16 protein-coding genes and 1 pseudogene are annotated in these 26,605 nt (G+C 55.1%); 10 read left to right on the top strand and 7 right to left on the bottom strand.

The features are described from left to right. The first annotated feature begins 23 nt into the window (after positions 1 to 23). Entirely contained in the window at positions 24 to 1,034 is a 1,011-nt protein-coding gene (locus tag Pla52nx_RS21855; protein WP_146523823.1) for an RHS repeat-associated core domain-containing protein, read from the top strand. A gap of 778 nt (positions 1,035 to 1,812) precedes the next feature. Here the strand turns inward: Pla52nx_RS21855 and Pla52nx_RS21850 are convergent. Next, positions 1,813 to 3,390 carry an ISKra4 family transposase gene (locus Pla52nx_RS21850; RefSeq protein ID WP_197455184.1) on the bottom strand — a complete coding sequence of 526 codons (1,578 nt, stop codon included), beginning with the start codon at positions 3,388 to 3,390 and terminating at the stop codon, positions 1,813 to 1,815. Here Pla52nx_RS21850 and Pla52nx_RS33005 point away from each other — a divergent pair. Both Pla52nx_RS33005 and Pla52nx_RS21845 read left to right on the top strand, forming a co-directional pair. Then, a complete protein-coding gene (locus Pla52nx_RS33005; protein ID WP_425289832.1) occupies positions 3,372 to 3,845 on the top strand; it encodes a M23 family metallopeptidase in 474 nt (157 codons plus the stop codon). The genes Pla52nx_RS21850 and Pla52nx_RS33005 overlap by 19 nt on opposite strands. Before the next feature lie 208 nt (positions 3,846 to 4,053). Then, positions 4,054 to 5,490 (top strand): IS4 family transposase, encoded by a 1,437-nt coding sequence (locus tag Pla52nx_RS21845; protein WP_197454677.1) that lies wholly within the window; start codon positions 4,054 to 4,056, stop codon positions 5,488 to 5,490. A 379-nt stretch (positions 5,491 to 5,869) separates the two neighbouring features. On the opposite strand, the gene Pla52nx_RS21840 is transcribed toward Pla52nx_RS21845, so the two are convergent. Continuing rightward, the gene (locus Pla52nx_RS21840) at positions 5,870 to 7,381 is read right to left on the bottom strand and encodes an IS91 family transposase (protein WP_146520668.1); all 1,512 of its coding nucleotides are present in this window, start codon (positions 7,379 to 7,381) and stop codon (positions 5,870 to 5,872) included. A gap of 937 nt (positions 7,382 to 8,318) precedes the next feature. Here Pla52nx_RS21840 and Pla52nx_RS21835 point away from each other — a divergent pair. Both Pla52nx_RS21835 and xerC read left to right on the top strand, forming a co-directional pair. Beyond that, positions 8,319 to 10,640 (top strand): DNA primase, encoded by a 2,322-nt coding sequence (locus Pla52nx_RS21835; RefSeq protein WP_146520669.1) that lies wholly within the window; start codon positions 8,319 to 8,321, stop codon positions 10,638 to 10,640. A 288-nt stretch (positions 10,641 to 10,928) separates the two neighbouring features. Then, positions 10,929 to 11,909: a site-specific tyrosine recombinase XerC gene (xerC, locus tag Pla52nx_RS21830; RefSeq protein ID WP_146520670.1), complete on the top strand. Its 981-nt coding sequence runs from the start codon at positions 10,929 to 10,931 to the stop codon at positions 11,907 to 11,909. Between the two features lie 1,523 nt (positions 11,910 to 13,432). Here the strand turns inward: xerC and Pla52nx_RS21825 are convergent. Continuing rightward, positions 13,433 to 14,182: a transposase gene (locus Pla52nx_RS21825; protein WP_197454678.1), complete on the bottom strand. Its 750-nt coding sequence runs from the start codon at positions 14,180 to 14,182 to the stop codon at positions 13,433 to 13,435. A gap of 703 nt (positions 14,183 to 14,885) precedes the next feature. Here Pla52nx_RS21825 and Pla52nx_RS21820 point away from each other — a divergent pair. Together Pla52nx_RS21820 and Pla52nx_RS21815 are read left to right on the top strand one after the other, a co-directional pair. Then, positions 14,886 to 15,383 (top strand): annotated as a pseudogene (locus tag Pla52nx_RS21820) (PD-(D/E)XK nuclease family transposase); the annotation flags it as partial. After that, positions 15,325 to 16,347: a hypothetical protein gene (locus tag Pla52nx_RS21815; RefSeq protein ID WP_146520673.1), complete on the top strand. Its 1,023-nt coding sequence runs from the start codon at positions 15,325 to 15,327 to the stop codon at positions 16,345 to 16,347. The pseudogene Pla52nx_RS21820 and the gene Pla52nx_RS21815, both read left to right, overlap by 59 nt. Before the next feature lie 1,605 nt (positions 16,348 to 17,952). Here Pla52nx_RS21815 and Pla52nx_RS21810 read toward each other — a convergent pair. Beyond that, on the bottom strand, positions 17,953 to 18,429 hold the full coding sequence (locus Pla52nx_RS21810) for a hypothetical protein (RefSeq protein WP_197454679.1): 477 nt from the start codon (positions 18,427 to 18,429) through the stop codon (positions 17,953 to 17,955). Between the two features lie 932 nt (positions 18,430 to 19,361). Between Pla52nx_RS21810 and Pla52nx_RS21805 the strand changes: the two genes are divergently transcribed. The 3 genes from Pla52nx_RS21805 (at position 19,362) to Pla52nx_RS21795 (ending at position 23,171) form a co-directional block, all read left to right on the top strand. Next, positions 19,362 to 20,261 carry a metallophosphoesterase gene (locus tag Pla52nx_RS21805; RefSeq protein WP_197454680.1) on the top strand — a complete coding sequence of 300 codons (900 nt, stop codon included), beginning with the start codon at positions 19,362 to 19,364 and terminating at the stop codon, positions 20,259 to 20,261. 59 nt (positions 20,262 to 20,320) lie between these two features. Continuing rightward, on the top strand, positions 20,321 to 21,730 hold the full coding sequence (locus tag Pla52nx_RS21800) for a sulfatase (RefSeq protein ID WP_390620393.1): 1,410 nt from the start codon (positions 20,321 to 20,323) through the stop codon (positions 21,728 to 21,730). 217 nt (positions 21,731 to 21,947) lie between these two features. Beyond that, on the top strand, positions 21,948 to 23,171 hold the full coding sequence (locus tag Pla52nx_RS21795; RefSeq protein WP_146520677.1) for a DUF5658 family protein: 1,224 nt from the start codon (positions 21,948 to 21,950) through the stop codon (positions 23,169 to 23,171). On the opposite strand, the gene Pla52nx_RS21790 is transcribed toward Pla52nx_RS21795, so the two are convergent. The 3 genes from Pla52nx_RS21790 to Pla52nx_RS21780 all read right to left on the bottom strand — a co-directional run bounded on the left by Pla52nx_RS21790 (position 23,168) and on the right by Pla52nx_RS21780 (position 26,436). Continuing rightward, on the bottom strand, positions 23,168 to 23,791 hold the full coding sequence (locus Pla52nx_RS21790) for a DUF3179 domain-containing (seleno)protein (RefSeq protein WP_197454681.1): 624 nt from the start codon (positions 23,789 to 23,791) through the stop codon (positions 23,168 to 23,170). The two genes, Pla52nx_RS21795 and Pla52nx_RS21790, sit on opposite strands and share 4 nt — an antisense overlap. A gap of 462 nt (positions 23,792 to 24,253) precedes the next feature. Then, positions 24,254 to 25,000, bottom strand: coding sequence for a tRNA (5-methylaminomethyl-2-thiouridine)(34)-methyltransferase MnmD (gene mnmD, locus Pla52nx_RS21785; protein ID WP_146520679.1), 747 nt, complete (start codon positions 24,998 to 25,000; stop codon positions 24,254 to 24,256). A 2-nt stretch (positions 25,001 to 25,002) separates the two neighbouring features. Beyond that, entirely contained in the window at positions 25,003 to 26,436 is a 1,434-nt protein-coding gene (locus Pla52nx_RS21780) for an arylsulfatase (protein WP_146520680.1), read from the bottom strand. Between the last annotated feature and the right edge of the window lie 169 nt (positions 26,437 to 26,605).

Raw genomic sequence — 26,605 nt, 5'->3', positions numbered from 1 at the left:
CGTCCGAGGCGATCAGCGGCACGATGAGTGGCTACGGATTCGCTGTCGGAACCAGTGGCTATGACGACGAAGACCGCTTGGTGAACTGGGAGAGAGATGACACCAACCTGGATCAATCTTGGAGTCTGTCTCTGGTGGGCGATTGGAACAGCATCACTGAGAACGGCAGTTCGCAGTCACGAACCCACGGTCCAACCCACGAAATCCTGACCGTGGCCAGTCAAGCAGTTCAGCACGATGCCAAAGGTAATCAAACGGAGATCCCAGCCGTGCTTCGCCCCGGCACTGATCCGTTGAAGATGCAATGGGACTTCGAGAACAAACTCATCGGAGCAGACATCGACAACGACAGCACGGACGACATCACGTACCAGTTCGATGCCCTGGGCCGCCGAGTCGGTCGCGACGACGGCACGACGGCGATGGTCTACGTGCAGTCGGGTCAGCAAACGATCGCTGACTACACGTCCGGCACGGCAGCAAGTTCACCGACCTACACGTATCTCTATGCCAGTTACATCGACGAGCCGGTGATGCGAACCGGCGGATCCGGCAATCGCTATTTCCATCGAAACCAGCAATACAGCATCACCGCACTGACGGACACAAGCGGAACCATCCAGGAACGCTACGCCTATTCGGCCTACGGAATGCTCTCGATCTTCGACGGCAGTGGTACGGTACGCACATCGACCGCCGAAGGCAACCGCTACACCTACACCGGCCGTGAGTACGACGAAGTGATGGATGTGTATCACTACCGTGCCCGCATGTACGACCCGGTCGTCGGCCGCTTCTGCTCCAGAGATCCGATCGGTTTTCTCGATGGGATGTCCGTGTACTGCAACTACTTTGGTTTGACCATGCAAGATCCATACGGATTCTTCGCGTTGGAGCCCGCAATTGTTACTGAAATTGAGATTTTAATCGCAGTAATCGCGGCAGGAGGCGAGACTGTAGTCGCTGCATTAGCGGCTCTTCGTGCCGCCTTGATGGCAATCCAGCAGCAGGTTGGATTGCGGCAGGATTGGTGACTGTCGGATCTTGGTGCCTGATTCGAGGTGCCCGCCGTGCAGCCAGTCGGTGCACTACCGGCTTCGCAACTTGTGAATTCAATGCACTAATGACATCCGAAGCCAATGCGACTGCAGATTGTGCACCCGATGGATTCCCCGATGGTTCTGCGCGCGAGCGGTGTGCTCGCAGATATAATACTCCCATGAATAAACAATGTGACGAAGCCAAATTGTGGTGTTGGGGAAAAACGCTGCTTGGCTGTGGCTTTGCAGGCGGGTTTAAACAGCCAAGATTTGGAGGCCCAAATGGTAGGTGTAAAGATCTTTGTGGGTGTCCTGAAGACGACTTTGATCCAACTGATCCATGGGAAAATCCAGACGGACCTGGCGATGTTCCGAGCAATCCGACACCGGGAAAACCCCCAGAATCACCAGTAGAACCGTATTATCCACCGGTTTTAGCGACGTAACAATGCCGAATTTCCTTAGCGCAATTCGCAAGTTGTTCGAAGGCAATGTGTCGGGCGCGTCGGCTGGTTCAATGTCAAATCCAACTGATGCAGGTACACATTCAAGTCAGTTGTTGAGAGAATCCATTTCACTCGTTCTTCAATCTCATAAATCGGATTTTATTTATGGGCTTCCCTTTCAGTGCGGAGAACGTTTTTTGGTTAACCAAGCCTACGGAGGTTCGACGCACAGTGGAAATTCGTTCTATTCGATTGATTTTTCTATGCCAGTAGGAACAATTGTCTGTGCATCAAGATCCGGAAGAGTGTGACCGGCAACCCGCCGGTTAACATGCCATGGTAAGCGGAGTGTAGTGGCAGACCATGTTACGGTTTGGATGGGTGCTCTCGCTCAACTCCGTGACTCGCTGTTTGCAGAATTTATCCCAGTAGTCACTCTGAAATACCGCCCGCACGTTGAGCATGCTCCGTGCAGCTTCCAGCGTCCAACGCATCCCGCTTCGTTCCATGCGGTCCTTTACCAAGTGCCCGCACGCGCCTTCGATCACACCCGAGGCAATCGGGTAGCCTGCAGCAAGATATTCGTCGTAACGCATCCGATCCTTGTGTTTCTCGAAGTAACCACAGATGCGTCGAAGGTCTTTGAGTTTATCGCCCTTGAGTTTCCCAAGCGAACCCATTCGACGTAGCCCTCGGATCACCCCGTTGACCTCACCACGCAGGATTTTCAGCAATCGCTCCCGCGTAAACGCTGCTCGCTTTTCGCTGGATTTCTCGAACAATGACGAAGCCTCCCACACGTAAGTCGCTACGTGAATGATGTCCAAGATTGGCACCACTAATGGATCGTCGCCTAAGTGTAACTGCGCGACTTCCCAGAGGCTCTGCTGACCGTCCATTAACAGAATGATCACTTGGAGTTTCTTTCGGCGGACACTGACTTGATCTGCGAGCCATGCGATCCCCTCGTGGATACCGCTGATGGGAACCTCCGTATCGTCGTCCACGAAGGTCGCGGGAAAGTGAGCCGATGTGTGCTTGTGCTTTGGCCGCGGTCGTTTCTTTTTGCTCTTGCGTGATTGCGTGCCGGGTTCTTTGTCATCACGGAACAAGGCAGCGACAATTTGCTCGGCTGTGCGAACATAGGGATCGACGGTGTAAGCACTCGTGACCGTTGCCATGCGACGGTTTCCGGGCCGTTTCTTTGCTGTCTCAAAAGCAGCAACTTTGGCGGCATCGTCTTTGATCAAGGGAACGCCCTTGCAGTCGGCCGAAGCGACGAGAAGCTCGGCTTCATCCTTCTTTTTGGGCGTGGGCAAGTCGTCCAGAAAGGCATCGGCCTGGACCCCCATTCTCTGGCTGGTCTGTTCGAGCGTGTCGATCGAGAATTTCGCTCCGAAAACGAGTTCGAGATTATCAGCGGCCTGGTTGAATGCGGATTCGACGCAGAACATTTGGGAGAACTCTTGGAGCAGGTACGACCAGCGGTGCTCCGGCAGTTGCATGCGGGCGCTGATCGGATGCAGTTCGATTCTCTTGTTCTTTCCCGGGCTGTAGGTGTACTGTTGAAAGGCGTGTTCACCGAAAATCGACCGAACCACCGTGTCGGTCGGTTTCTCGCTGCGTCGCAGTGTTTTGCCTGATTCGCTGACCGCTTGATCACCAAGGTCCCCCTTGCCTTGGAGTTTGGTGAAGAGCTCCATCGCCAGAAAGCCGGTTTTCAAGACAAGATTCCACACGGCACGCTCTGTTTCATCGAAAGACTGGCCGCATTTAGAAGCATTGACGACGTGTTCTCGGATGGTGTCGCCGCACTGCTGCAGTTTCTCGGCGATTTGCTCGGGCGACTGCGGAAAAGAAGACGAAGTGGGGTTGTCAATATCGCTTGAATGTTCGACGCTCATTTCAGCGGCCTCCTGCCTTTGATACCTGGAAGTTAGAACCCAAATCATGGCAGGTTGGCCGCTTTTTGTTTACCCAGATTCCGCAATGCTCCGCAGAAGCCTCGCGGGTTGCCGGTCACACTCGATCCGGAACAGTAAGACGAGTTATTGATACTTTTTCTCCTGGTGGTCCATGTAAGTCAAATCTTCCCTTTTGTAACATTGTCGAAATTGAACACGACGACTTTTCAGTAGCAACTTACGGCCATCTTGATTTTCGAGGCGCGCGAGTTGCGTGTGGAGATGTGGTGGAACGTGGAGCACCGATCGCAATATCGGGGAATTCTGGTTGGACGTACGCCCCCCATCTTCACTTCCATGTTGTTGCCGAAGGACAGCGTGTACCTACATTGTTTGAGGTTTCAACAGCAAAAGGTATGATCCTAGTCAAAGGCAGACACTACACGCGAGTTTAGAGCCAGTTGGTGCCACCCGCGAATGGCACAGTCGTTTTCGATTCATGCTTGCTCCGCGCAGAAGTCGTCTATCTGCATCTCGGCTGTTTCGCATAAAATTGCCGACGCAGGGCGATTCTTCTTGCCGTGAAACCCTTCCAGGCTTCACATTGTTTCGAACCCTCCCCGGTCACCGATGCCAATCAGTGAGACCAGGGAGGGTTTTCTTATGCCATCTTGTTCCCAATCGCCTCGCCGTGGCAACTTCACTTTCGGCCAAACCGTCGCCGGATTCCTCGGTGCTCCGGGATTGCCGTTTGTGGATATCCTCAGCGAGAACCGCATCGCTTCGGTCTTCTCCCGGCATCGCAATCTCTTCGGACGAACCTACACGACAGCGATCGTTTTGTGGGCCTTTATGAGCCAAGTTCTGCGCGACGGCAAAGAAGCTTCTTGCCAAAGCGCTGTCGCTCGAATCAGTAGTCATCTCAGCGGTCATGACGAGGGTGATGTTGCCCCCGACACCCGCGACTATTGTCGTGCCCGGGCGAAGCTATCCGAAGACGCGTTGCATGAGTTGACAACCGAGATCGCTGACGAAGCCGAACGTCTGGTCGAGCCAGAGCATCTCTGGAAAAATCGTCACGCCAAACTCGTTGACGGCTCCACGTTCATGATGGCCGATACACCCAAGAACCAAGCAGAGTATCCTCAGAACCCTGCCCAGAAGCCTGGAATCGGGTTTCCGATCGCCCGCTTCGTCGTCGTCCTTTCACTAGCGACTGCTTGCGTCGTCGACTGTGCGATCGCCAAGTACAAAGGCAAGGAGACTGGTGAGACAGCGTTGCTTCGGCAACTGATCGGCTGCTTCAACAAAGGCGATATAGCCGTGGCCGATCGGTTCTATGGCAACTACTGGATGATCGCTTTTTTGATGCAAGCAGGTGTGGATATTTGCTTCCGAAAACATCAGGCACGACACACCGATTTTCGTCGCGGCAAGCGCTTAGGCAAGAAAGATCATCTGGTATCTTGGCAACGGCCTGGGCGTCCGGCTTGGATGAGCAAGGAGATGTACAACTCGATGCCAAGGACAATCGAGCTTCGTGAAATTCAGTACGTCATCACCAAGCCAGGACGCAAGCAACAGCCCTTTGTGATCGTGACCACGATGACCGAGGTCAGCGGCGACGATGCGGTACAGCCAGACGAACTCGCTGAGCTGTTTGGTTTTCGCTGGAATGCAGAATTGGACATACGCAGCATCAAAACGCATCTCAACCTGCATCACCTTCGTTGCAAAAGCCCGGCAATGGTTCGTAAAGAATTCTGGGTGACGATGTTGGCCTACAATGCGATCCGAACGACGGCGTTAGGCGGAGCGTGGGTGTGTGGCGTACATCCCCGAGAAATCAGTTTCGTGAGTTGTTGTCAGTTTGTGCTGGCGGCTTGGGATGTAATCGGCACGAAACGCGGCATGGAACATCGAACATACTGCACGGGCCGCCTGGAGCAGATCGGCAAGTGCATCGTCGGCAATCGCCCCGGCCGGTTTGAGCCTCGCGTCAGAAAGAAACGCGGCAGCAATTACAACCTGATGATGCAGCCACGCGAAGAACTGAAGGCACGCCTCGCCGCCGGAGATAACGCGTTTGAAACCAAATAGTTAGAGAAACGACTGTGCCATTCGTGCCACCCGCCATTCTTGACTTCTTAATTCCCGAACCCTCCCGCGAGCGCGCGGACGTTGATTGAGGGTTTCTTTCTTTGGTTGGCTGCCAGCTAGATTTTGCTGGTTTAACTGATTGCCAAGATTGCCCAGTGTGACTTGGGTGAGCAACGCGGTTTCTTGCTCTTGGTTGGTTGGATTGCAGACGATGCGATCACTCTTGGCGACGCGAAACGGTCACGCCTTGGCGGTTGAACTTGCTGTTTGGTGCCAATTTCATCGTGATGCGATTGCATAGACGATCGATGAGCCTGGTCGGTTTGTTTTTGAAAACCAATGAGTGCGAAACAATGCGATTGATAATTCGAACTCGATGTCACGGTGGTCTCGCGGTTGCTTCGGGCCACTCCACTTCTTCGCTCACCAATTCGATCGCCTGTTCGATCAGGCTCAACCAATGAGCATCAGGACGTATCAGTCCAGAGCGGATGCCATTGATAAACGTGTTCTTGCTCGGCATCGTGCAACGCTGCGCAAGCACTTCGGCGAGTGCCCGTCGCCAATGGGGAACGACCTGAGTCGATGCGGCTTGCGTCTGCTGCCATTTCACCACCCAGTGCGCGACCGCCAACAGCGAGACCGTTAGTGATCCTTCCAACTGGCCGGCCGGGTCGACCAAGCCGTTGCACTTCTTGCAGCGATAGTCGTGAGGTTCCTTGGTTGTTGATTCTTCCAAAGGCGATTGCGAATCCAACTCCATCGGGTCTTCGGATTCGGGATGCGATTGTTTCCACAACTTGCGGCACAACTCCAGATACTTTTTACGCACGTTGGGGGCGAAGCAGCCTGCGTAGCGAGTGCGTGGCATTCCATGTGGCAGAATGTGTCTGGAGAACTGATAACAGAACTCTTTTGGCGGCATCGATACTTCCACACGCGACTGATCGCGATAGTCTTTCGCGTCGAACACCACTTCATCATCGTTGACACGAATCAAACGTCCGTCACCAATCGCCACCCCCGCCACGTACTTGGCCAAGTATCCGAAGACGTGTTGATTCTCGCTCTGCCCACGATACTCGGGCGGTGTCCCTTGGATGTCGGCGATCCAGTCTTTGTTTTGCACGGTTGCCAAAACGGACTGCAAAGCCGATTCGTCCGCCAGGTTTATCGGCAATCGCAATTCTCCTTTTTCCCATTGCCCTCGCAGCCCTTTTAAGAACAGCGTTTTGAAACCCGCTGCCAGCTCTTCGGTGCGAGTCTCCGCGTCGTCCAAGTCGACATCGACCCACTGGGCGGAGGATGCATCGACCTTGCCTTTTTCATTGACGGACAGGCCGCCGCCGGTCAACACGGTGTGGACATGAAAGTGATGATTCAGTCGTTGTCCCCACGTATGGATGACTTGCACCAGACCGGGCATGCAGCGGTAGCGATCACGAAACAGATTCAAGTTCGCTTCGCGGGACGCGCTTGCCAGTAACCGCAACAGTTGATCCGGGTTGGCGGCGATCAGATCGTTGAGTTCATGCGGCACGGTGACGACTTGGTGCAAGTAGTCGCAACCGATCGCCCAGGAGAGCAGTTGTTCGTGCCAGCGATAGCGACTGGTCGCCGAGCAGGTCGGACAGTGTCGATCGCCACAGGATTTGAGGACCAATTGGCTTGAGTCACAATCACGGCACTGCCACGTGCATCCACCCAGGGCACCGGTGCGGCACTTGGGGATCAGGCTCATCACTTTGGCGGTACGGTCACCGGCACGCCTCGGCAGGCCATCGCGGTAGTCGACGTCGCCACCGTATTCAGCGATGACTTTCGCGATGGACAGCCGTCTTGCTGCAGTCTCACGTTGTCGATTCGCTGCCTTTCGATCAAACGCGATCAATTGTCCATCTCGATCCTTTTTCCGTAAAAGGTCCCGTGGGTCATGCTGTTATTTCAGCCAATGTTATTGTTCCAAGAGTCGCAATCAAAGTGAGCCTCAGGCGCTAGCCGTGGGCCGGCACCACAATCCGCTTCAGGCCCACGGCTAGCGCCTGAGGCTCACGGGGGCATCAGTTCCCGTGGGTCATGCTGTGTATGACGCAATCCTTCTCTTCAGCCAATGTTATTGCTCCACGCGTCGTAATCAAAGTGAGCCTCAGGCGCTAGCCGTGGGCCGGCACCACAATCCGCTTCAGGCCCACGGCTAGCGCCTGAGGCTCACGGGGGCATCAGTTCCCGTGGGTATGCACGGCATGACCAACTTTTTCTTTAAAAGGTCTCTCGTCGCGATACTGAAAGTGGACCACGGCGACGACTCGGAACGTTTGCTGACGGCCGGCGAGAACCAGTGATGCCCGTTGGATGACAACAACCGTTGACGGTCAACGAAACCACCCACGACCGTCGAAGGCGCGTTGGAGTCCAGGCTTCAGCCGCTCAAGCGCAACTTCCATCTACCATGCACTCCCTGCCGTATTCCGGCTGAAGCCGGTACACCAACACTCAATCGCGTGAACGCTAGACTCCAACAACGATCGTTATACGTTCCCATTCGCATCATCGTACCTACATCACACGCACCTACGACGAACACACGCCCGCACAGCTTAACACCCAATCGAAAACTTTTTACAGAAATCGCCAACGCCCCTCTATCATCAGCACCGCTTGGCGATCCATATTCGGCTGATCGGTCAGTGGACGCTTCCATCACCTCATCGCTCGACGCCCGCAAACGCTGACCATCTTCGAAACGCTGCCGAATGTGGAGCGCCAAAAAGTCATCCAACACCAACCGCGCTCCCGCTATGCGCGCACCCAACGGAGTCTCACTTGCCATGAACGATCACGAACTCCACGCCGCGATCCACGACGACCCGATCGCATTCATCGCCGACTACTACGCGTCACGATTATCGGACAACCCGAAAGTCCTTGAGCACCTGCAAGCCAACGCGTTGCACTGCGACGATCTCCACATCGGCTTCAGCGATCGCACGTTCGGCAAGCTCCTGCCGCCCCATCGCTCCAAAGCGGGACGCGATCTTCGCGAGATGCTGCAAAGCGTCGGCGTCCTTAAATCCACCGGCCATGAAACCTTTCGCGGGTTCGTCACGGTGCCACTGACCGACACTGCTGGCAAGATCACCGGCATCCACGGTCGTCGCGTCGATCGTAGCCAAGGAGACGAGATGGCGATCACGATCGGCACGGGAATCTTCAACGCTGCGGCACTGACAACGTTCGATGAACTGATCCTGTGCGGCTGCATCCTCGACGCCTGGACGTTCTGTGCCGCCGGTCACCGCAACGCTGTCGTTGCGGAGCAGCTCAACGACGAGCATTTCAAAGGGATCAAGCGACTCCTGATCGCGTCGCCCGACATCGACCGGGAACACTTCCCCGATCTGGAAATCCTACAAATCGCCTTCCCCGGTCACGACAGTGCCAACACGTACGCCAAAGCCCACCTCAATGAAACCGATCCACTGGCATCACGCATCCGCGCGGCCTCCTGGGTCACCGGCAAGCCGACGCAGCACGCAGTGGTCCAGCAACCCGTTGCATCACCGGCACCAAATCCGGTTGACGATCTGGACATCGCCCAAACCGACAACGAGATCACCATCCGCATCGAGCACCGGCGCTACCGTGTCCGCGGCTTGCAGCGCAACACAACGCCCGGCACGATGAAGATCAACTTGATGGTATTCAATGACCGCAACGATCAGTTCCACGTCGACACGCTGGACTTGTGCCACGCGCGTTCCCGTCGCGTGTTCTTGAAAGAATGCGGCGAAGAGATCGCGATCGACGAGAACACGTTGCGCGGTGACATCGGCCGCATCCTGCTGAAGCTTGATCAACTCCAAGCTGACGCCGGAACGAAGTCCAACGAGCCTCCGCCGTACGAAATGACCGACACAGAGCGAAGCGAGGCGATGGACCTGCTGCAGTCGCCCAAGTTGCTCGATCGCATCTTGGACGATTTCGAAACCTGCGGCATCGTCGGCGAGCGGATCGGGAAACTCACCGGCTACCTCGCGGCCACCAGCCGACTGCTACCCAAGCCGCTCGGTGTCGTCATCCAGTCCTCCTCCGCGGCCGGCAAGACCTCGCTGCTGGATGCCATCCTCGCCTTCATGCCTGACGAAGCCGTGTTCGCTTGCTCGGCGATGACCAGCAAGAGTCTTTACTACGCGGGCAACCTCGACCTACGCCACAAGATCCTGTCCATCGCCGAAGAAGAAGGCGTGCGTGACGCCAGCTACGCTTTGAAACTCCTGCAAAGCGAAGGCAAACTGTCGATCGTCACCACGGCCAAAGAATCCGGCACGGGACGCACGGCAGTGGAACGCTACAATGTCGAAGGACCCGTGGCGATGTTGATGACCACCACGGCCAGCGACGTTGACCCTGAACTGTTGAATCGCTGCTTCGTGCTTTCGGTGGACGAAGCGCCCGAACAAACCGCTGCGATCCAGCAACGTCAACGCGAGGCGGAAACGATCGACGCAATCATCGAACGTCGCACGCTCGATCGCATCTATACGCTTCATCAGAACGCACAGCGACTCCTGCGTCCGATCGAGATCTCCAACCCCTACGCCGAACAGCTCACCTTCACAGCCGGTCTAACTCGCAACCGGAGAGATCAAGCAAAATACCTCACGTTGATTCGCGCGATCACTTTCGTGCATCAGCACCAGCGAGAGATCAAGACCAAGGATCACGACGGCAAGGAAGCCCCGTACATCGAAGTCACCAAGCAAGACATCGCGATCGCCAACCTGATCGCCAACCTGATCGCCAACTCGGTGCTGGGCAGCAGTATCGACGAGCTGCCTCAACAGACCCGCAAGCTGTTGCTGCAACTGTACCGCTACGTGCGACGAACAGCAGACACGAACGAGACTCACGATAGTGAAGTGCGATTCACTCGCCGGGAGCTACGTGAGCACCTCGGCTGGGGAGCGACTCAACTGCGCACCCACCTGGAGCGGCTGTGTCGTTGGGAATACGTGGTACCGCACAGCTCGGGCTCTCGTGGCAAGCTGGCTCAGTACGAACTGCTCTTCGACGGCCAAGGATACGAGGGCCAGCCGACCCTCTGCGGCTTGGCCGATCCCGCAAAGTTGACTGACAGTACGACGAAGTAGTTATCGGCCCTGAGGCCAAGTTATCGCCCCCCAAGTTACGAGTTATCGCCCCAATATCGGGTGGTTGTCGGGGCCGTGAAATCGACGCAACTCATTGTGCATCAATGAGTACCGAGAAAGTTGTCGGGTTGAACCCAAGGACAACACCCCCACCGCAAAAAACGTACGTGCATCGTCGTACGTCGTGGCAGTCCTGCCACTCTCGCTTGATCCCCTCTGGCTCAAGCGAACTCTCCCACAACAACGTCCGGGCTGACGGTGCGCGCGGACACAACCCTGGAGACGACCATGTCCAAATCCAAACCCGCCCGTTTCAAATCGTTCGGCGACACGACCGACCCGAGAGGCTTCTATCGCCTGCTGGTCGAGCACACCGAATGGCTTCGCATGCGCAACTACAGCGAAGCGACGATCAAAAAGCGAATCACCTACGTCCGCCAATTCGCCCAGTGGTGTCACGACCGCGACTTATCCTATCCAACACACATCACCAAACCGATTTTAGAAAGTTACCAACGTCACCTGTTCCGCTACCGCAAAGCCAACGGGCAACCGTTGAGCTGGGGCTCACAACACCTGGCACTCAAAGAAATTCGCTCGTACTTCGCCTGGCTCGCCAAACTCAACCACATCGCCTTCAGTCCCGCGGCCGAACTCGATCTGCCCCGGCAACCCAAAACGCTGCCCAAAGCGATCCTCACGGTCGACGAAGTCGAACAAGTGCTTGCACAGCCCGACGTAACGACGCCCATCGGTCTACGCGACCGCGCCATCCTGGAAACGTTCTACTCCACCGGCATCCGCCGCTTCGAACTCTGTTCGCTGCGTCTGGACGAGATCCAAGTCGAACGCCGTGCGTTGTTCATCGATCAGGGCAAAGGGAAAAAGGACCGCTACATCCCGATCGGTACACGGGCGTTGCTCTGGATCGCCCGCTACGTGGACGGAGTCCGCGACCAGTTCGCAACCCCCGCGAGCGACAACACGCTCTTCCTGACGATCCACGGCACGCCGATCGAAGCCGATACGTTGACCGAGTACGGTCGCCGCTACATCCAAGCCGCCGGGATCGACAAACCGGGCGCCTGTCACGTCTACCGACACAGCATGGCAACCGCGATGCACGAGAACGGAGCGGACCTGACGCTGATCCAGCAAATCTTGGGTCACGCCAAGAGCGACACGACGCAGATCTACGCCAGAACGTCGATCCGCAAGCTACTCGACATCCACGACAAAACGCACCCGGCGGAGCAAGAAGAAAAGTAACCGCATCACCGCTTGATGCCGTACAATGAGCCCCATGCAACTACGACAAAAACTCCCCCGCCGCCACCTCATAAGCCGCACTCGTGCGCGCGGGGCAAGTCGTAGTTGCCATCAGCCCATCCGGCCGCATACTTCATCAACGCCCCACCGCCCCAAACGCCGCTGCACCTTCAACGCAGTCACTCAAGTGGAGTCTTGCTCCAGAGATCCCATTGGGTTCGGAGGGAGCCAATGGAATCTTTATGAGTACGTTGATTCAGAACCTCTGGTAAAGGTTGATCCGAAGGGACTGCAGGGGCATCACAAGTGCTGCAATGGCACGAAGTACAGCAGTAACGTTCAAGGCTGCTGTGGGGGGAAGAAAATCTACAGCAAACTGTCCAGTTGCTGCGAGAACGGGCAAGTTGTTTCAAAGGTAGAAATAAAGGTTTGTCGCGGCCGACTCGGAGGAGACGGCAGTTCAATACCTGTCTGTGGTTGGCTAAGCCACACCTTTATCATCTGCCCCGATGGGAAGCAGTACGGAAAACATCCACTTCCATTTGATGGCTGTCGACCTCCAGACTTTTTAGACATGTGTGGCTCTGGTATAGGGTATGTCAATGAAGAAGTTGATCGCGATCCAAGCAAGGCTGTTTGCAAAACCATAAAGGTCTGTCCAGAAGACGCGAAGCGAATGTGCAAGACGGGCTGGACTGAAGATCGCTACAACCTGTTCTGTGTACCGTGGGGTGGCACTAACTGCCACTCGTGGGGATGCAACAATTCCGAATGAGCAATGGTAACTCAAGCAACCCATACGAGGCCTCGACCCAACGAACCAACGATCGAAGTAAGGTAGCACATGGCCTGATGGTTTTGACTTTTGGTTTTTTCCTTTTTCTAGTTGCGTGTTACTGCGCATACCTACTCCTTTTTTTCTTTCAAAGTGATGACCGCAAGAACGCATATCAGATACTGATTGGCATTTGGTTTTTCTCGGCGATATCAGTTCCATTCGTTGCCATGCATGGCTACTTCATTTATCGCAACTTCACTCATTTTGGGCTTGCCGGCAAGGTGCTTGCGATCACTGAAGTGTCATCGATCCCCATGGTTGCCGTTCTCTCCGTCCTAGCGTCTTACGTGCGGTCTTAATTGAGGCTATCATGATTGATGGGGCCAGAGCACTTTACTGGGGTAGTTCACTTCTTAATTCCCGAACCCTCCCGCGAGCGCGCAGACGTTGATTGAGGGTTTCTTTCTTTGGGGTGCTGCCAGCTAGATTTTGCTGGTTTACCTGGTTGTCAAGATTGCCCAGTGTGACTTGGGTAACCAACGCGGTTTCTCGCTCTTGGTTGGTTCGATTGCTGGTGATGCGATCACTCCTGGCGACGCGAAACGGTCTCGTCTTGGCGGTTGAACATGCTGTTTTGTGCCAAATTCATCGTGATGCGATTGCATAGACGATTGATGAGCCTGGTCGGTTTGTGTTCGAAAACTAACGAGTGCGAAACAACGCGATTGATAATTTGAATGCGATGTCACGGTGGTCTCGCGGTTGCTTCGGGCCACTCCACTTCTTCGCTCACCAATTCGATCGCCTGCTCGAACAAGCTCAACCAATGAGCATCAGGCTGAATCAGTCCAGAGCGGATGCCATTGATAAACGTGTTCTTGCTCGGCAGCGTGCAACGCTGCGCAAGCACTTCGGCCAGTGCCCGTCGCCAATGGGGAACAACCTGAGTCGATGCGGCTTGCGTCTGCTGCCATTTCACCACCCAGTGGGCGACCGCCAACAGCGAGACCGTTAGTGATCCTTCCAACTGGCCGGCCGGGTCGACCAAGCCGTTGCACTTCTTGCAGCGATAGTCGTGAGGTTCTTTGGTTGTTGATTCTTCCAAAGGCGATTGCGATTCCGCTTCCAAAGGGTCGTCCGACTCGGGATGCGATTGCTTCCACAGCGTGCGGCACAACTCCAGGTACTTTTTACGTACGTTGGGGGCGAAGCAGCCTGCGTAGCGGGTGCGTGGCATTCCATGCGGCAGAATGTGCCGCGAGAACGCGTAGCAGAACTCTTTTGGCGGCATCGATACTTCCACACGCGACATGTCGCGATAGTCCTTCGCGTCGAACACCAACTCATCATCGTTGACACGAATCAAGCGTCCGTCACCAATCGCCACCCCCGCCACGTACTTGGCCAAGTAGCCGAAGACGTGTTGGTTCTCACTCTGCCCACGATACTCAGGCGGTGTCCCCTGGATGTCGGCGATCCAGTCTTTGTTTTGCACGGTTGTAATCGCAATAAGGGGAAGGGGGTTTTAATCGCACTAAGGGGAAGGGGGTTTTAAAAGCCGAGTCGTGGATAGTCGCGGATGCGACGGCAGCGTAAAGCATGGGGCGTCAGCCCCATGGGGTGCCACATTGCCGATTGCGAAAGCCGCGGAGCGGCGACAGATAGGGCACGATATCGCCCGCAATCTGTCGCCACCTTCGGGGCTCAATCGGGATCGTTGCGGAACGAGACCTGGGACTTACGTCCCAGGCTTTACGCTTCCGCCGCCTCCGCGGCTTTCTATTGTCTGTGCGTTCACTTCTTAATTCCCGAACCCTCCCGCGAGCGCGCGGACGTTGATTGAGGGTTTCTTTCTTTGGGGTGCTACCAGCTAGATTTTGCTGGTTTACCTGGTTGCCGAGATTGCCCAGTGTGACTTGGGTGAGCAACGCGGTCTCTTGCTCTTGGTTGGTTCGATTGCAGGTGATGCGATCACTCTGAGTGACTCGAAACGGTCTCGTCTTGGCTGTTGAACATAATGTTTTGTGCCAAATTCATCGTGATGCGATTGCATAGACGATTGATGAGCCTGGTCGGTTTGTGTGTGAAAACCAATGGGTGCGGGACGACGAGATTGATAATTTGAACTCGATGTCACGGTGGGGGATCAGAAAAGCGGAAGGGGGGTTTGAAACGGGTTCCAAGCTTACCACCGTTTTCAGCTCCTGGACCAACGCAGCGGTCGTTCAATTTCCAACGGGATCGAAGTACACACGGTAGAATTGACGAAGTATGCCTTGGCAGAGCAGACGATCTCCAGGGCGAGTAAACTGAATCAATGGGTATTCCTGTTGCTACACGCCCAGGATTACGACGGGGAAGCTCTCCGCCGATTGCTCCCTGGGATCGAGTTTGAGCCAGCGATTTCCACGATAGAAACCATCTCCGCTAAAACGGAAGACAAGCAAATGTACGATCAACGCGAAAAGGCTCAAAGAGACTATGAGTGGGCCATTTCAGGTGCCCGTGAGGAAGGACGTGAGGAAGGACGTGAGGAAGGACGTGAGGAAGGCAAATTAGCAGGCCAAATCCAGCTTCTCGAGCAGCTCTTGGGAGAGGCCCCCACTGGTGACGGGGAACTGCTTCCGCAAGGCATCGATGCACTTACGAAGCGAATGTCAGACCTTCAGAAGCGACTGCGCGACAGGGAATCTTGATAAGTCTCCGGTCTCCGGCTCTCCGGAGAGGGCATGGGAGTTTTTAGCGTTCGGTGACACCAACGATCCACGCGGCTTCTATCGCCTGTTGGTCGAGCACACCGATCGGCTTCGCATTCGCAACTACAGCGAAGCGACGATCAAGAAGCGAATCACCTACGTGCGCGAAAAGGGGAAAACGCGAAAAGGGGAAGGGGGTTTTAAAACGGGTTCCGACGGGCATTTGACGCACGCGGAAACGAGAATCCAACTTGGTGGAACAAACACGTCAAGGGATCTGACGCTAGATCCCATGCAGACTTTTCGTGGAATTGTTGTGGTCCAGTTCAGGATCACTACAGCAATGGAGGTGCGTTTAACGCATTTACGGGCGAAGGACAGACGAGCACTTTTGATGACGGACCGCCAGACCCACGTTTTTGGTAGAACGATGAAGAGATTATTGTCCCATTTTGCATTGTTCGGCATTCTTGTTCTTGGACTCGTCGCGTGCGCGCATGCAAAACCTCCGCTAAAGATCTCGTTTGAGAAACTGACAGGAGACGCCGAGACTGTCGCAATCGTGAGGTGCTTCCAGGTGATGCGTGTACCGAACGACGAGTTTGAACAGCAATTTTACGGAGAGTACGTGTTACTTCTTGAGGCGGTTTCCGTTCTGAAAGGTGAAAAAGTCCGTATACTTCGCATTAAGCACTTTCAAGATCTCCCAGAGAAAGGAGCACCAGGAAATGCGCCTTCAAGTATGTATTTCGGCAAGGCATCGTTTGAAACCATTCGGCGTCTTAAGCTTGGCGAAAGTTCAAAAGTGGACTCAATCGATAGTTTTCATTTGGTTTTTTTGAGAAAAGACAAAGACGAACCGGAGTTTCTAATCCCAGTAACAGGTCACGGCGATGCGTTGCAATCGTCTTATGAACTGGTTGGACTGGGAATTGGCGAAGATTCACCTTACAACGAACGTTGAATTTGCAGTGTTTCCATAGAACGAGCAATAAAGCGAAGGGGGATTTTTGGAGTTTCGTGGCAGACACACACTCCTGCGAATCTGCCGCAACAGAGCCAGAGTCCACTCTCGAATATTTGCGCGGCGCTCAATGGTTCAGACCGGAGATGGTAGAAGATTACTAGTAGAAAATGTCACAGAAAACGGCTCGCCCGTGCGGTCGCTACCAGTAATCTTCTACCAAATCGCACTTCGCCAACTGAGTTCTTCGAGAAGGGGAAGGGGCGGCTAGCTTCTTCCGCTGATCTGAATGTTCGCGAAGCTTGTCTCCCCCAAATACCGAACCAAATCCTGCCTTGCCGGTAACTGCTGGCCAGCCGCCTTCATCCAGCCTGCTTGCAGTTCTGCTGATTAGTGTTCGATTAGTGCAAATTGGTGTTCCCAAAAACAAACCACACTCAAACCAGTGAGATACAGGTCGGCTTGCTGATCAATAGCGACGCATCGCAAACGTGAAAACGGATCGTACTTCAAGAGAAGCAGAACCACTAATCTTCACTGATCGAACACTAATCGGAGTACTTCTTCGAAAAGGGGAACGGGGTTTCTAACGCGATTAAATTGAACGAGCAATAAAGGGAAGGGGGTTTTAAAAGCTGATCAAAGTGACTGATGGCGCCAATCAACACTGGTGCCCGTGCACAGTCGCGGATGCGACGGCAGCGTAAAGCATGGGGCGTCAGCCCCATGGGGTGCCTTTTTTGATTCTCACGCGAAGGCGCTAAGACGCGAAGAAAGAGGCTCGTCCTTCGCGCCTTAGCGTCTTCGCGTGCAAACATTCGAGACACGACAGATTCCTTGCGCTGAACAGATAGAGTCATCAATACGACATGCTCCGCAGTTCCAGTAGGTCATGCTGTGCATGACGCCATCGGTACATCACAACCAGCACACCGGACGTCACCGAGCGTTGTTCCCGAGTACAGGTCACCCCACGTGTTAATGCGCGTGCCGTATTTCGTCATGCACAGCATGACCTACGATTACTTCGCCTTGAACAGATAGCTGCGGAGCAGCGATAGGGCAAAGCATGGGGCGTCAGCCCCTTGGGGTACCACATCACCGCGTCTGATAAGCCGCGAAGCGGCGACAGAGACGGCAGTGTATCACTCACAGTCTGTCGCCACCTTCGGGGCTCAATCGAGACCGCTTTCGAAACGAGACCTGGGACTCACGTCCCAGGCTTTACGCTTCCGCCGCCTCCGCGGCTCTACATTGTGGGAGCGTTCACTTCTTAATTCCCGAACCCTCTCGCGAGCGTGCAGACGTTGATTGAGGGTTTCTTTCTTTGGGGTGTTGCCAGCTAGATTTTGCTGGTTTAGCTGGTTGTCAAGATTGCCCAGTGTGACTTGGGTGAGCAACGCGGTTTCTTGCTCTTGGTTGGCTCGATTGCAGTCGATGCGATCACTCTGAATGACGCGAAACGGTCACGCCTTGGCGGTTGAACTTGCTGTTTGGTGCCAAATTCATCGTGATGCGGTTGCATCGACGATTGATGAGCCTGATCGGTTTGTGATTGAAAACCAATGGGTGCGAAACAACGCGATTGAAAACTTGGACTCGATGTCACGGTGGTCTCGCGGTTGCTTTGGGCCACTCCACTTCTTCGCTCACCAATTCGATCGCCTGTTCGATCAAGCTCAACCAATGAGCATCAGGCTGAATCAGTCCATATCGCATGCCATTGATGAATGCGTTCTTGCTTGGCATCGATATCCGCTGCCTGATCACCGCAGCCAGTGCCCGTCGCCAAGGCGGAACGACCTGAGTCGATGCGGCTTGCGTCTGCTGCCATTTCACCACCCAGTGCGCGACCGCCAACAGCGTGACCGCCAGCGATCCTTCCAACTGGCCGGCCGGGGCGACCAAGCCGTTGCACTTCTTGTAGCGATAGTAGTGAGGTTCTTTGGTTGTTGATTCTTCCAAAGGCGAGCGGGACTCCAACTCCGTCGGATCGTCCGATTCGGGATGCGATTGCTTCCACAGCGTGCGGCTTACTTGAAAAGCGGAAGGGGGTTTTTTAGAGTTTCGTGGCAGACGCACACTTCTGCGATTCTGCCGCAACAGAGTCAGAGTCCACTCTCGAATATTTGCCCGGCGCTCAATGGTTCAGACCGGAGATGGTAGAAGATTACTGGTAGAAAATGTCACAGAAAACGGCTCGCCCGTGCAGTCGCTACCAGTAATCTTCTACCAAATCGCACTTGGCCAACTGAGTTCTTCGAAAAGGGGAAGGGGGTTTGTCAACGCGATTCAATGGATTGTATCACCGGGCCGTTGTCTCGATCGAATGCATCGTGGCCGATTGCACCTTGGTTGTACGTTCTACTCGGGCTCAGCAGTGTGGCAAGAAAGGGCCAAAAAATGAATTTGCAGAAAATGCTCGTGTTGATACCGATCCGACATTTTTTTGCCCAAACATTTTTTTTCCTCGCTGTCTGTTTTCTGCAGCAACGCCATTCCGGTTGTTCGTGCGGATCACAACGTCATCCGTACGTTACTGTTTTGAGTCAGCGTGAATTGGCGTCGAGCGTGATCTTTGATCTGGGCGAACGTGAAACGGACTATGGAAATGCCGTTTCGACGATCCGTAGAAGGTGGCCGTGAAAGATGGCGGCGATGTCCGGTTTGCTATAGCCTCGGGTTTTGAGAATCGCCTCCAGGTATTGAGCTTCCGAAAAGCGGCTTGTTGATTTTAGTCCGTGTTGGGGATTGAATGACTGTCGGGTGGTCACTCTTGCCCGTCTGTGTATTGAATGTTGGCCAATAGTGGCCAATCTACGACTAAGTCGAAAGGGTGCTTGAGCCGGTGGTGAAGCGACTGATCAGAGACAATGGGGGCGAATCGTATTTTGTCATGCGGAGCATGACCTACTGGACCTAACCAGGTCCTTGGCATTTCGGGTTAGAATGCTGATTGATTTGTGTGAGGCGGCTGGCGTCTCCGACAGTGTGGTCCTTGGAGTCCAATGACGATGAGCGATAACGATCCGGTTCGTGTGGGGAGACGAGCCTTTGTCCAGGACGGGGCATTGTTGCTGACCGCTGGGGCGGTGGCGACTGTTTCTCCGCTCTACGCTGATCAGTCGCCGGGTCGCCTGTGCGTCGGCATGATCACGGACTTGCACTACGCCGACAAACCGCCTGCGGGATCGCGTCACTATCGCGAAACACTTGCCAAGCTCGATGAAGCCGCTGGAGAGTTTGAAGCGTCCAAGCCGGACTTTGTTGTCGAGCTGGGCGACTTGATCGACGCCGCCGACACGGTGCAGTTGGAGCAGCGCTACCTTTCGACGATCAATGACCGGTTCAGCAAGATCTGTCCGGACCGGCATTACGTGCTGGGAAACCACTGCGTGGACACATTGAATAAAGACGAGTTCTTGGGCGGCGTCGGGCAGGAAGAATCGTTTTACTCATTCGACCGCAGTGGCATCCATTTCGTCGTGCTGGACTCTTGCTTTCGCAGCGATGGCAAAGCCTACGGACGAAAGAATTCGAAGTGGACGGATGCGAACGTTCCGGCCATGGAATTGGAATGGCTGCAAGCGGATTTGAACGAGAACAAGCATCCGGTGATTGTGTTTGCCCACCAGAGGCTAGATGTGAGCGGGCACCACAGCGTCAGAAACAGCGATGAAGTTCGCAAGGTGCTTGAATCATCGGGACGAGTCTTGGCCGTTTTCCAAGGACACAGTCATAAGAACGATTTGCAAGACATCGCAGGCATTCACTACTGCACGCTGGTCGCGATGGTGGAAGGATCTGGCGTCGACAACAACGCCTACTCGCTCATGGACATCCATCCAAATGGAACGATACGACTGAATGGATTTCGCCACCAACAGTCTCGACAATGGAGCCCACAGCGATGAAACCATCTCCATTTTTTAGACACCTTACAACTCGCTTGCTGGTAGGTTTGGTGGCGATCATGGCGGCGGGATCTGCACAGTGTGAGCAGCCGATGAATGTGCTGTTCATTGTGTCCGACGATTTGACGGCGACCGCATTGTCCTGTTACGGCAATCAACGTTGCCAGACGCCGAACATCGACTCCTTGGCGGAGCTGGGAACGAGGTTCACGCGAGCCTATTGCCAAGCCACCTACTGTGGCCCATCGCGAGCGTCGTTCATGACGGGCTATTACCCGCATGCGACCGGGGTTCTGGGATACACCAACCCGCGACCTCAGATCGGCGATCGCCCGACTTGGCCGCAACACTTCCGCAACAACGGCTACTACGCGGCGCGAGTCAGCAAAATCTTTCACATGGGAGTTCCCGGTGGCGTGGAGAGCTTTGCCGACCCCCAAAAAACGAACGACTGGAACGGGGCGGACGATGAGCATTCATGGACCGAGCGTTTCAATACGCCGGGTCTGGAATGGAAAGCACCCGGCGACGGCGAAACGCTCGAACGCAACCCGGAGGGAAAGAAACCCGTGATGGGCGGGAACACATTCGTGGTGGTCGAGGCGGAAGGTGATGACGAAGTTCACGCGGATGGGAAGAGTGCCGCAAAAGCGGTCGAGCTGCTGCAAAAACATCGTGACAAACCCTTTTGGCTTGGTGTCGGATTCGTTCGACCACACGTTCCCTTCGTCGCCCCCGAACGATTCTTTGAGCCCTTCAAACCGTTTGACAAACTGGCGTTGCCCGAGAAGGTCGCCGGCGACTGGGACGACATTCCCAGTCCTGGGATCAACTACAAAACGAGTAAGAACATGCAGATGGATCTGCGAAGACAGCGAAAAGCATTGGGAGGCTACTACGCCGCCGTTCGCTTCATGGACGCACAAGTCGGCAAGGTCTTGAAAGCGTTGGACGACAACGGATTACGCGACAAGACGATCGTGATCTTCACCAGCGATCACGGTTATCACCTCGGCGAGCACGACTTTTGGGCCAAGGTTTCGCTGCATGACGAGTCCGCCGCGGTGCCATTGATCATCAGCGTCCCGGGCAAGCCGGCTGCGGTTTGCGACAGCTTGGTGGAATTGATCGATCTGTATCCGACACTTTCTCGGCTGTGCGGGTTACCCGTTCCAGGTCACCTGCAAGGCAAAGATATCTCCGCCCTGCTGAACGATCCAGGTCAGCAGGTACGTCAGGCGGCATTCAGCGTCGCGCCGATGCGGAAGGCGTTTCTGCTCCGCGAGCCAGACTGGGCGTACATACAGTACAACGAAGACGGCTCGGGCGGGGCAGAGTTGTTCGACATGACGACCGACCCCAAGCAGTACGTGAATCTTGCCTCATCGAAAGAGCACCAAGCCACGGTCGATCGTTTCCGAGACCAGCTGAGTCAGCGGTTGCTTGAGGTACGCGACAACGACCTATAACGCGGGACGAGTCTGTTGATTTGGTCGAATCGGGAACGCAAAGGTGAGCGGCGGTCTCTGGACCCAAGGGGCCAGACGCTACCCAACAGGGCAATTGGGATCAAATCCGAGAGATATCTACGAAACCTTTTCGACGGCCAGGGTTCAACGATACAGAACGTTCAGCGTTTGAACGCTTCGTCTTGTTTGCGACGTGCTGCATAAGGTAATCCCGCAAATGTCTTTTCGATGGAAGTTCCGGAGTGGCGTGCTGACGGTTCGGTTGGCGTTGATTTCAACCTTGGGACTGCTGTTTCCCTGTCCTGCCGCGTGGGCTGCCGATTCGACGAGCGAGACAGCATCGCAGGCACGGTATTCCGACATCAGAACCGGATTCTTGTTCTTGGACGGTGACTATGTCCCAATGCCGTACTCCATTGCTGTCAAAGACGACCAAGTGATCATCAACGGTCGAGAGCTGGATCTGACGAAATACGATCTGTCCCAATATGAACGCCCCATGCAGAGAGAGGGCGATTTTAGATTTCGCCCCGTCGCTAATCGGGGCGAATCGATGGGAGGGCAGGGATTCGGCAGGCAGGATTTCGGCAAACAGGGATCCGGTGGCGGTCCATCCGGTGGCGGTGGATTCCGCGACGGATCTTTCCCAGGCTGGCAGCGCAGGGGCCGCGGCGAGATGCCCGATAGCCGCTCGCCGGCAGAGCGGTTTGCAATGGACATTCGGACGCTCAATAGTGATGCCGTGGTGCTGGTGGAGCCAGGAAAGTCTCCACGAACCCTTTGGACGTCGGACTCTGGAAGTGATTTCTTGGCTGCCTTGGCGTCTCATGGCGACGGCATGCATGCCGAAGCGGACCTACCAGAGGCATTGAGCGCGGTGATCAACGAGCAGGACTGGGGCCGCTACGTCCAGTCCTATTTCCGCGACTCGCAGCTCCGGGAACGCATTTCCGAGTGGGCCGATCGAGTTCAGCAGGCCGTCGTGCAATCCGATCGACACGATCGCTTCACCGTGTGGCGAGAGAGGCTCGCATTCCCGATCACCCTATTCGCGTACGTGATGGTCGTGTTTGCCATCGGTCACTTGATGACTCACGCGCCTCAGATGGTGGGCAACGATCATCGCGAGGCTCTGAGCAATATGAAGCAGATTTCGATCAAGACGTTGCTCATCGTGGCGTCGCTTTCAGCAATCGATCTCATCTGGACGCTGCTGGCCAGCGAGAGTGGCTCCATGAAAGAGCTCAACCCGCTCGGCCGAGGATTGATCGAAAATCCGATGCATCTGATGATTTTCAAAATCAGTGTCACTGCGATGTCGATCGTCTTGCTGTACAGGCTGCACGATCAACCGCTGGCACGCAGGGCGACCTGGTGGAGCTGCTTGGTGTTGACTTTGTTGACGGCACGCTGGCTGACGTTTCAGTCCATGTTTGTTTAGCGGGACGTCGTGTCCTGCCAGATCTTTGTCGCACCATGTTCCTGTTTCCAGCGCCCCCACGTCGTGCGTTCGTATGGAACATCGGTAAGCGGCAATTGCTTGCTGGACTGCGTGTAATGCGTACCGCGTAGGCCCACGACCAACTGGTTGTGAATGTCCAAACCGGTGACGGTCAAGGGGATCCACTGCGGCTTGTCATCGGTCATGACCCGAATGCAGTTGGACAGGTTACAGTAAGCAACTGATACGGGTTTGTTCCCCATCAACATATTCACGACATGAGTGCGTGGGCTGCACATGTCGTCAATCACAAGTGCACAAGCCATCCCGCCTCGCAGCACCCCGATGACTTTCGTCGCGTCTGGGAGATCGACTTCGTTCGCATCGAGCAACGTGGGGTCATTGATCCCTGAGAACTCAATGACACACTGCATCGGTGAATGGGTCGAGCCTCCCGCAGCAATGGTCGCCAACCGCTCTGCCTCCGCTTTTTCCTGAGCGATTTCCATTGGCGTAGGCGGCACCAGTTCGAATCGCTGGCCGTCCTGAAGCGTTCTTGATCGGTCGATGGTTACCCCAACCAACGTTGCCGTCGAAAACGCACCTAGCAAAGCTGACATGATCGTGAGTTGTTTCAGTACAGAACGCGTGCTCCAAATTCGCCGCGGGGTCAGCATGGCGGAAAGCCGCCGCTTTTCAAGAAAACTCAACACATTCCTCAACGTTACAGATCACAAGTCAGCTAGTGCCTCATTCATCGCATCCATGATCAGAGACCAATGAAGCTCAAGTGGTCAACATCGCAACGGGAGTCATCAGGGTGCGAAGCCGCTGCCGATTTTGTTAAACACCGCTGACCGCCAAGCGTCACGATCATTCTGCGGGATCGTCAAGAAATAGACGTCCGCTAGCGGTATTCGTTCGATCTGGTGGCAATCTTGGAAAGTGCAGTAGAAAGGCCCCAATGGGGCAGGCATCTTCCTTGAATCGAACGCAAGGGAGGATCACTCGGCCGTAGCTCGCCCCGATCCGGAGCAATCCGAGCAATAATTAAATTCTGGCGGGAATGGTGGCGAATTCCGTTACGTTGGGTTTGGTAGGTGGGCAACCAAGACCTCGCGTTTTCCCCCGGGCGGTCCGGGTACACGATTGACCTGCAGACCGGCGGCAGCCATCGCGTCGCGAACCGGACGGCTGCAGCTGTAGGTCGCCAGTCGCCCGTTTTCAGCAAGACAGTCTCTGGCGGTTTGAAAACATTCTGCCTGCCACAGTTCGGGCACACTGTCTGGAGCGAACGCGTCAAAAAAGATAGCGTCGAACTTGACATCATCAGGTGGGTTCCAATTTGTAAAGTCATCGATGCAGACCGTGACCTCGATTCGCTCTCCGAAATGCCATGTGTAGCGGTGTCCCTGCTGAGGCGACGCAATGCTGTCGCGGAATGCGTTGTAGGAACTGACCAAGTGCGGCGTCTTGACCCAAGTTTCTGGCTCCAACTGTTTAATCAATTCCGATGGCAGCCATTGTGTCTCCACCGCGGCGTATCTCAACGCTGCGTCGTGCTCGACGGCGGCATCGACGGTCGCCAGCATGGCCATGCCGGTGCCGAGGCCCAATTCCAACACACTGGCGTGACGGTGTTCTCGCAAGCGATCGACGACGCCGCTGCCGTGCAAGTACACGTGACGCGTTTCTGTCCATGCACCGCAACCGCTGTGAAAAGAGTCACCGGTGTCGGTTCGAATCAGAGTTCGGCTGCCATCGTCGGTGACCAGGATGTTGTATTCCGGCCATGCGGTCGGAAACGTGGGGCGAACGGGAATGGGCATCCTCAGCGTTCCGCATCGATGGGCAGCATGTCGCGTTTCAGCAGGGCGATGATGGATTCCCTCACCTCAGGATGCTGATCAATCACGTTGTTGGATTCAGAAATGTCACTGGACAAATCGTACAGACGCCAATCTGCATTCGCTTTGCCCTTCTTGGTTCGATAGCGGACGAGTTTCCATTTTCCTTTGCGCACTCCGATGGACGTTTGCCCTTCTTGGCTCGCCCAGTACAAATACTCATGCTGCGGCTGTTGATCACTCTTGCCGAGCAAAGTCGGTAAGTAGGAGATCCCATCGATATCGGATGGTGGAGTGACGCCGGCGACTTGGCACGCGGTGGGCAAGTAATCCCAGAATGCACTTGGCAAATCGGATTGCGAGCCCGGTTGGATGCGTCCGGGCCATCGAGCGATCATGGGAACCCGGATGCCGCCTTCGTGCATCGAGCGTTTGAATCCTTGCAACGGTCCGTTGGAGTCAAAGAACTCGTGTTGATGGTTTCCTTCGTTGTGCGGACCGTTGTCGGAGGTGAAGATCACGAGGGTGTTTTCGTCGATCTGCAATTCACGCAAGAGGTCAAACAGTCGACCCATGTCACGGTCCATTCGCGTGACCATGGCGGCGAATCCTTTCTCGGGATTCGGCCAGTCGCGATCAGAGTAGATCCCATACTCGGGGATTTCCATGCCATCTCGATTCACCCGACCGCCTTCGTTGTTCGCGTGCGGAATCGTCCAATGGATATGCAACAGAAACGGTTGCTTGTGGTGTTCTCGAACAAACGCGAACGCGGCTTTGGTCATTTCGTCATGAGAGTAGGTCACACGTTCGGTAGAGACGCGCCCTCGTGCGGCCGGGTCGTCACTGATCACGTTGCCTGGTTGTGTCACGCGGGATTTGTTTTCCCACAGATGGGTCGGATAGTAATTGTGGGCGTTGCTTTGGTTCATGTATCCGAACCAGTAGTCAAATCCGTTTGCGTTGGGATGACCTGGGTTGTCGATCTGTGAGGGATCGTCCACGTTTCCCAATGCCCATTTGCCGACGCCGCCGGTCGCATAGCCCGCTTGTTGTAGCAGCTTGGCGACAGTGGCTTCGGTCCCACTGAGGCTTCTATCGCGATTGCCCGTCAGACCCGTGTGACCGACGTGCTTGCCCGTCCAGAGCACCAAACGAGACGGGCGGCAAACCGTGTGTCCGGCATAATGATCGGTCATCCGAATTCCTTCGGCGGCCATTTGATCCAGCGAAGGCGTCTGGATGACTTGTTGCCCATAGCAGCCGAGATCGCCGTATCCCAAGTCATCCACCATCACGTAAATGACGTTGGGCTTTGCGGATTCTGGGTCGGCTGCTTGTAGCTGCGGCGACCAAGTTAAGAAGGTGAGCCAGGACAAAAGGCTCAAAATGGGGATCTGGGGAGCGATTGTTGACATGAAGTTTGCTTGCGGGGTCGGCGATTGGGTATACTGAGACGAGGGAAAGGGATTCGCAGGATGCCAAACTATTCAATTCTTTTCCATTCGATCACCAGAATTTAACTTCCGCGAAAACGAAAGTGTATTCTCGGTGCAGATCGACTCGGTGCCTATTCACTGATTCTAT

The organism is Stieleria varia (assembly GCF_038443385.1).
GTDB lineage: Bacteria > Planctomycetota > Planctomycetia > Pirellulales > Pirellulaceae > Stieleria > Stieleria varia.
Note: the sequence above shows the minus strand (reverse complement) of the source record. Positions and strands in the feature narration are given on the sequence as shown.

What these genes read in the sequence shown, in the direction of transcription:
- xerC (WP_146520670.1), top strand. Translation starts at nt 10,929, where the DNA reads ATGTCCAAATCCAAACCCGCCCGTTTCAAATCGTTCGGCGACACGACC.
- Pla52nx_RS21845 (WP_197454677.1), top strand. Translation starts at nt 4,054, where the DNA reads ATGCCATCTTGTTCCCAATCGCCTCGCCGTGGCAACTTCACTTTCGGC.
- Pla52nx_RS21815 (WP_146520673.1), top strand. Translation starts at nt 15,325, where the DNA reads ATGCACTTACGAAGCGAATGTCAGACCTTCAGAAGCGACTGCGCGACA.
- Pla52nx_RS21805 (WP_197454680.1), top strand. Translation starts at nt 19,362, where the DNA reads ATGAGCGATAACGATCCGGTTCGTGTGGGGAGACGAGCCTTTGTCCAG.
- Pla52nx_RS21790 (WP_197454681.1), bottom strand. Translation starts at nt 23,791, where the DNA reads ATGTCAGCTTTGCTAGGTGCGTTTTCGACGGCAACGTTGGTTGGGGTA.
- Pla52nx_RS21855 (WP_146523823.1), top strand. Translation starts at nt 24, where the DNA reads ATGAGTGGCTACGGATTCGCTGTCGGAACCAGTGGCTATGACGACGAA.
- Pla52nx_RS21835 (WP_146520669.1), top strand. Translation starts at nt 8,319, where the DNA reads ATGAACGATCACGAACTCCACGCCGCGATCCACGACGACCCGATCGCA.
- Pla52nx_RS21850 (WP_197455184.1), bottom strand. Translation starts at nt 3,390, where the DNA reads ATGAGCGTCGAACATTCAAGCGATATTGACAACCCCACTTCGTCTTCT.
- Pla52nx_RS21780 (WP_146520680.1), bottom strand. Translation starts at nt 26,436, where the DNA reads ATGTCAACAATCGCTCCCCAGATCCCCATTTTGAGCCTTTTGTCCTGG.
- Pla52nx_RS21795 (WP_146520677.1), top strand. Translation starts at nt 21,948, where the DNA reads ATGTCTTTTCGATGGAAGTTCCGGAGTGGCGTGCTGACGGTTCGGTTG.
- Pla52nx_RS21800 (WP_390620393.1), top strand. Translation starts at nt 20,321, where the DNA reads ATGGCGGCGGGATCTGCACAGTGTGAGCAGCCGATGAATGTGCTGTTC.
- mnmD (WP_146520679.1), bottom strand. Translation starts at nt 25,000, where the DNA reads ATGCCCATTCCCGTTCGCCCCACGTTTCCGACCGCATGGCCGGAATAC.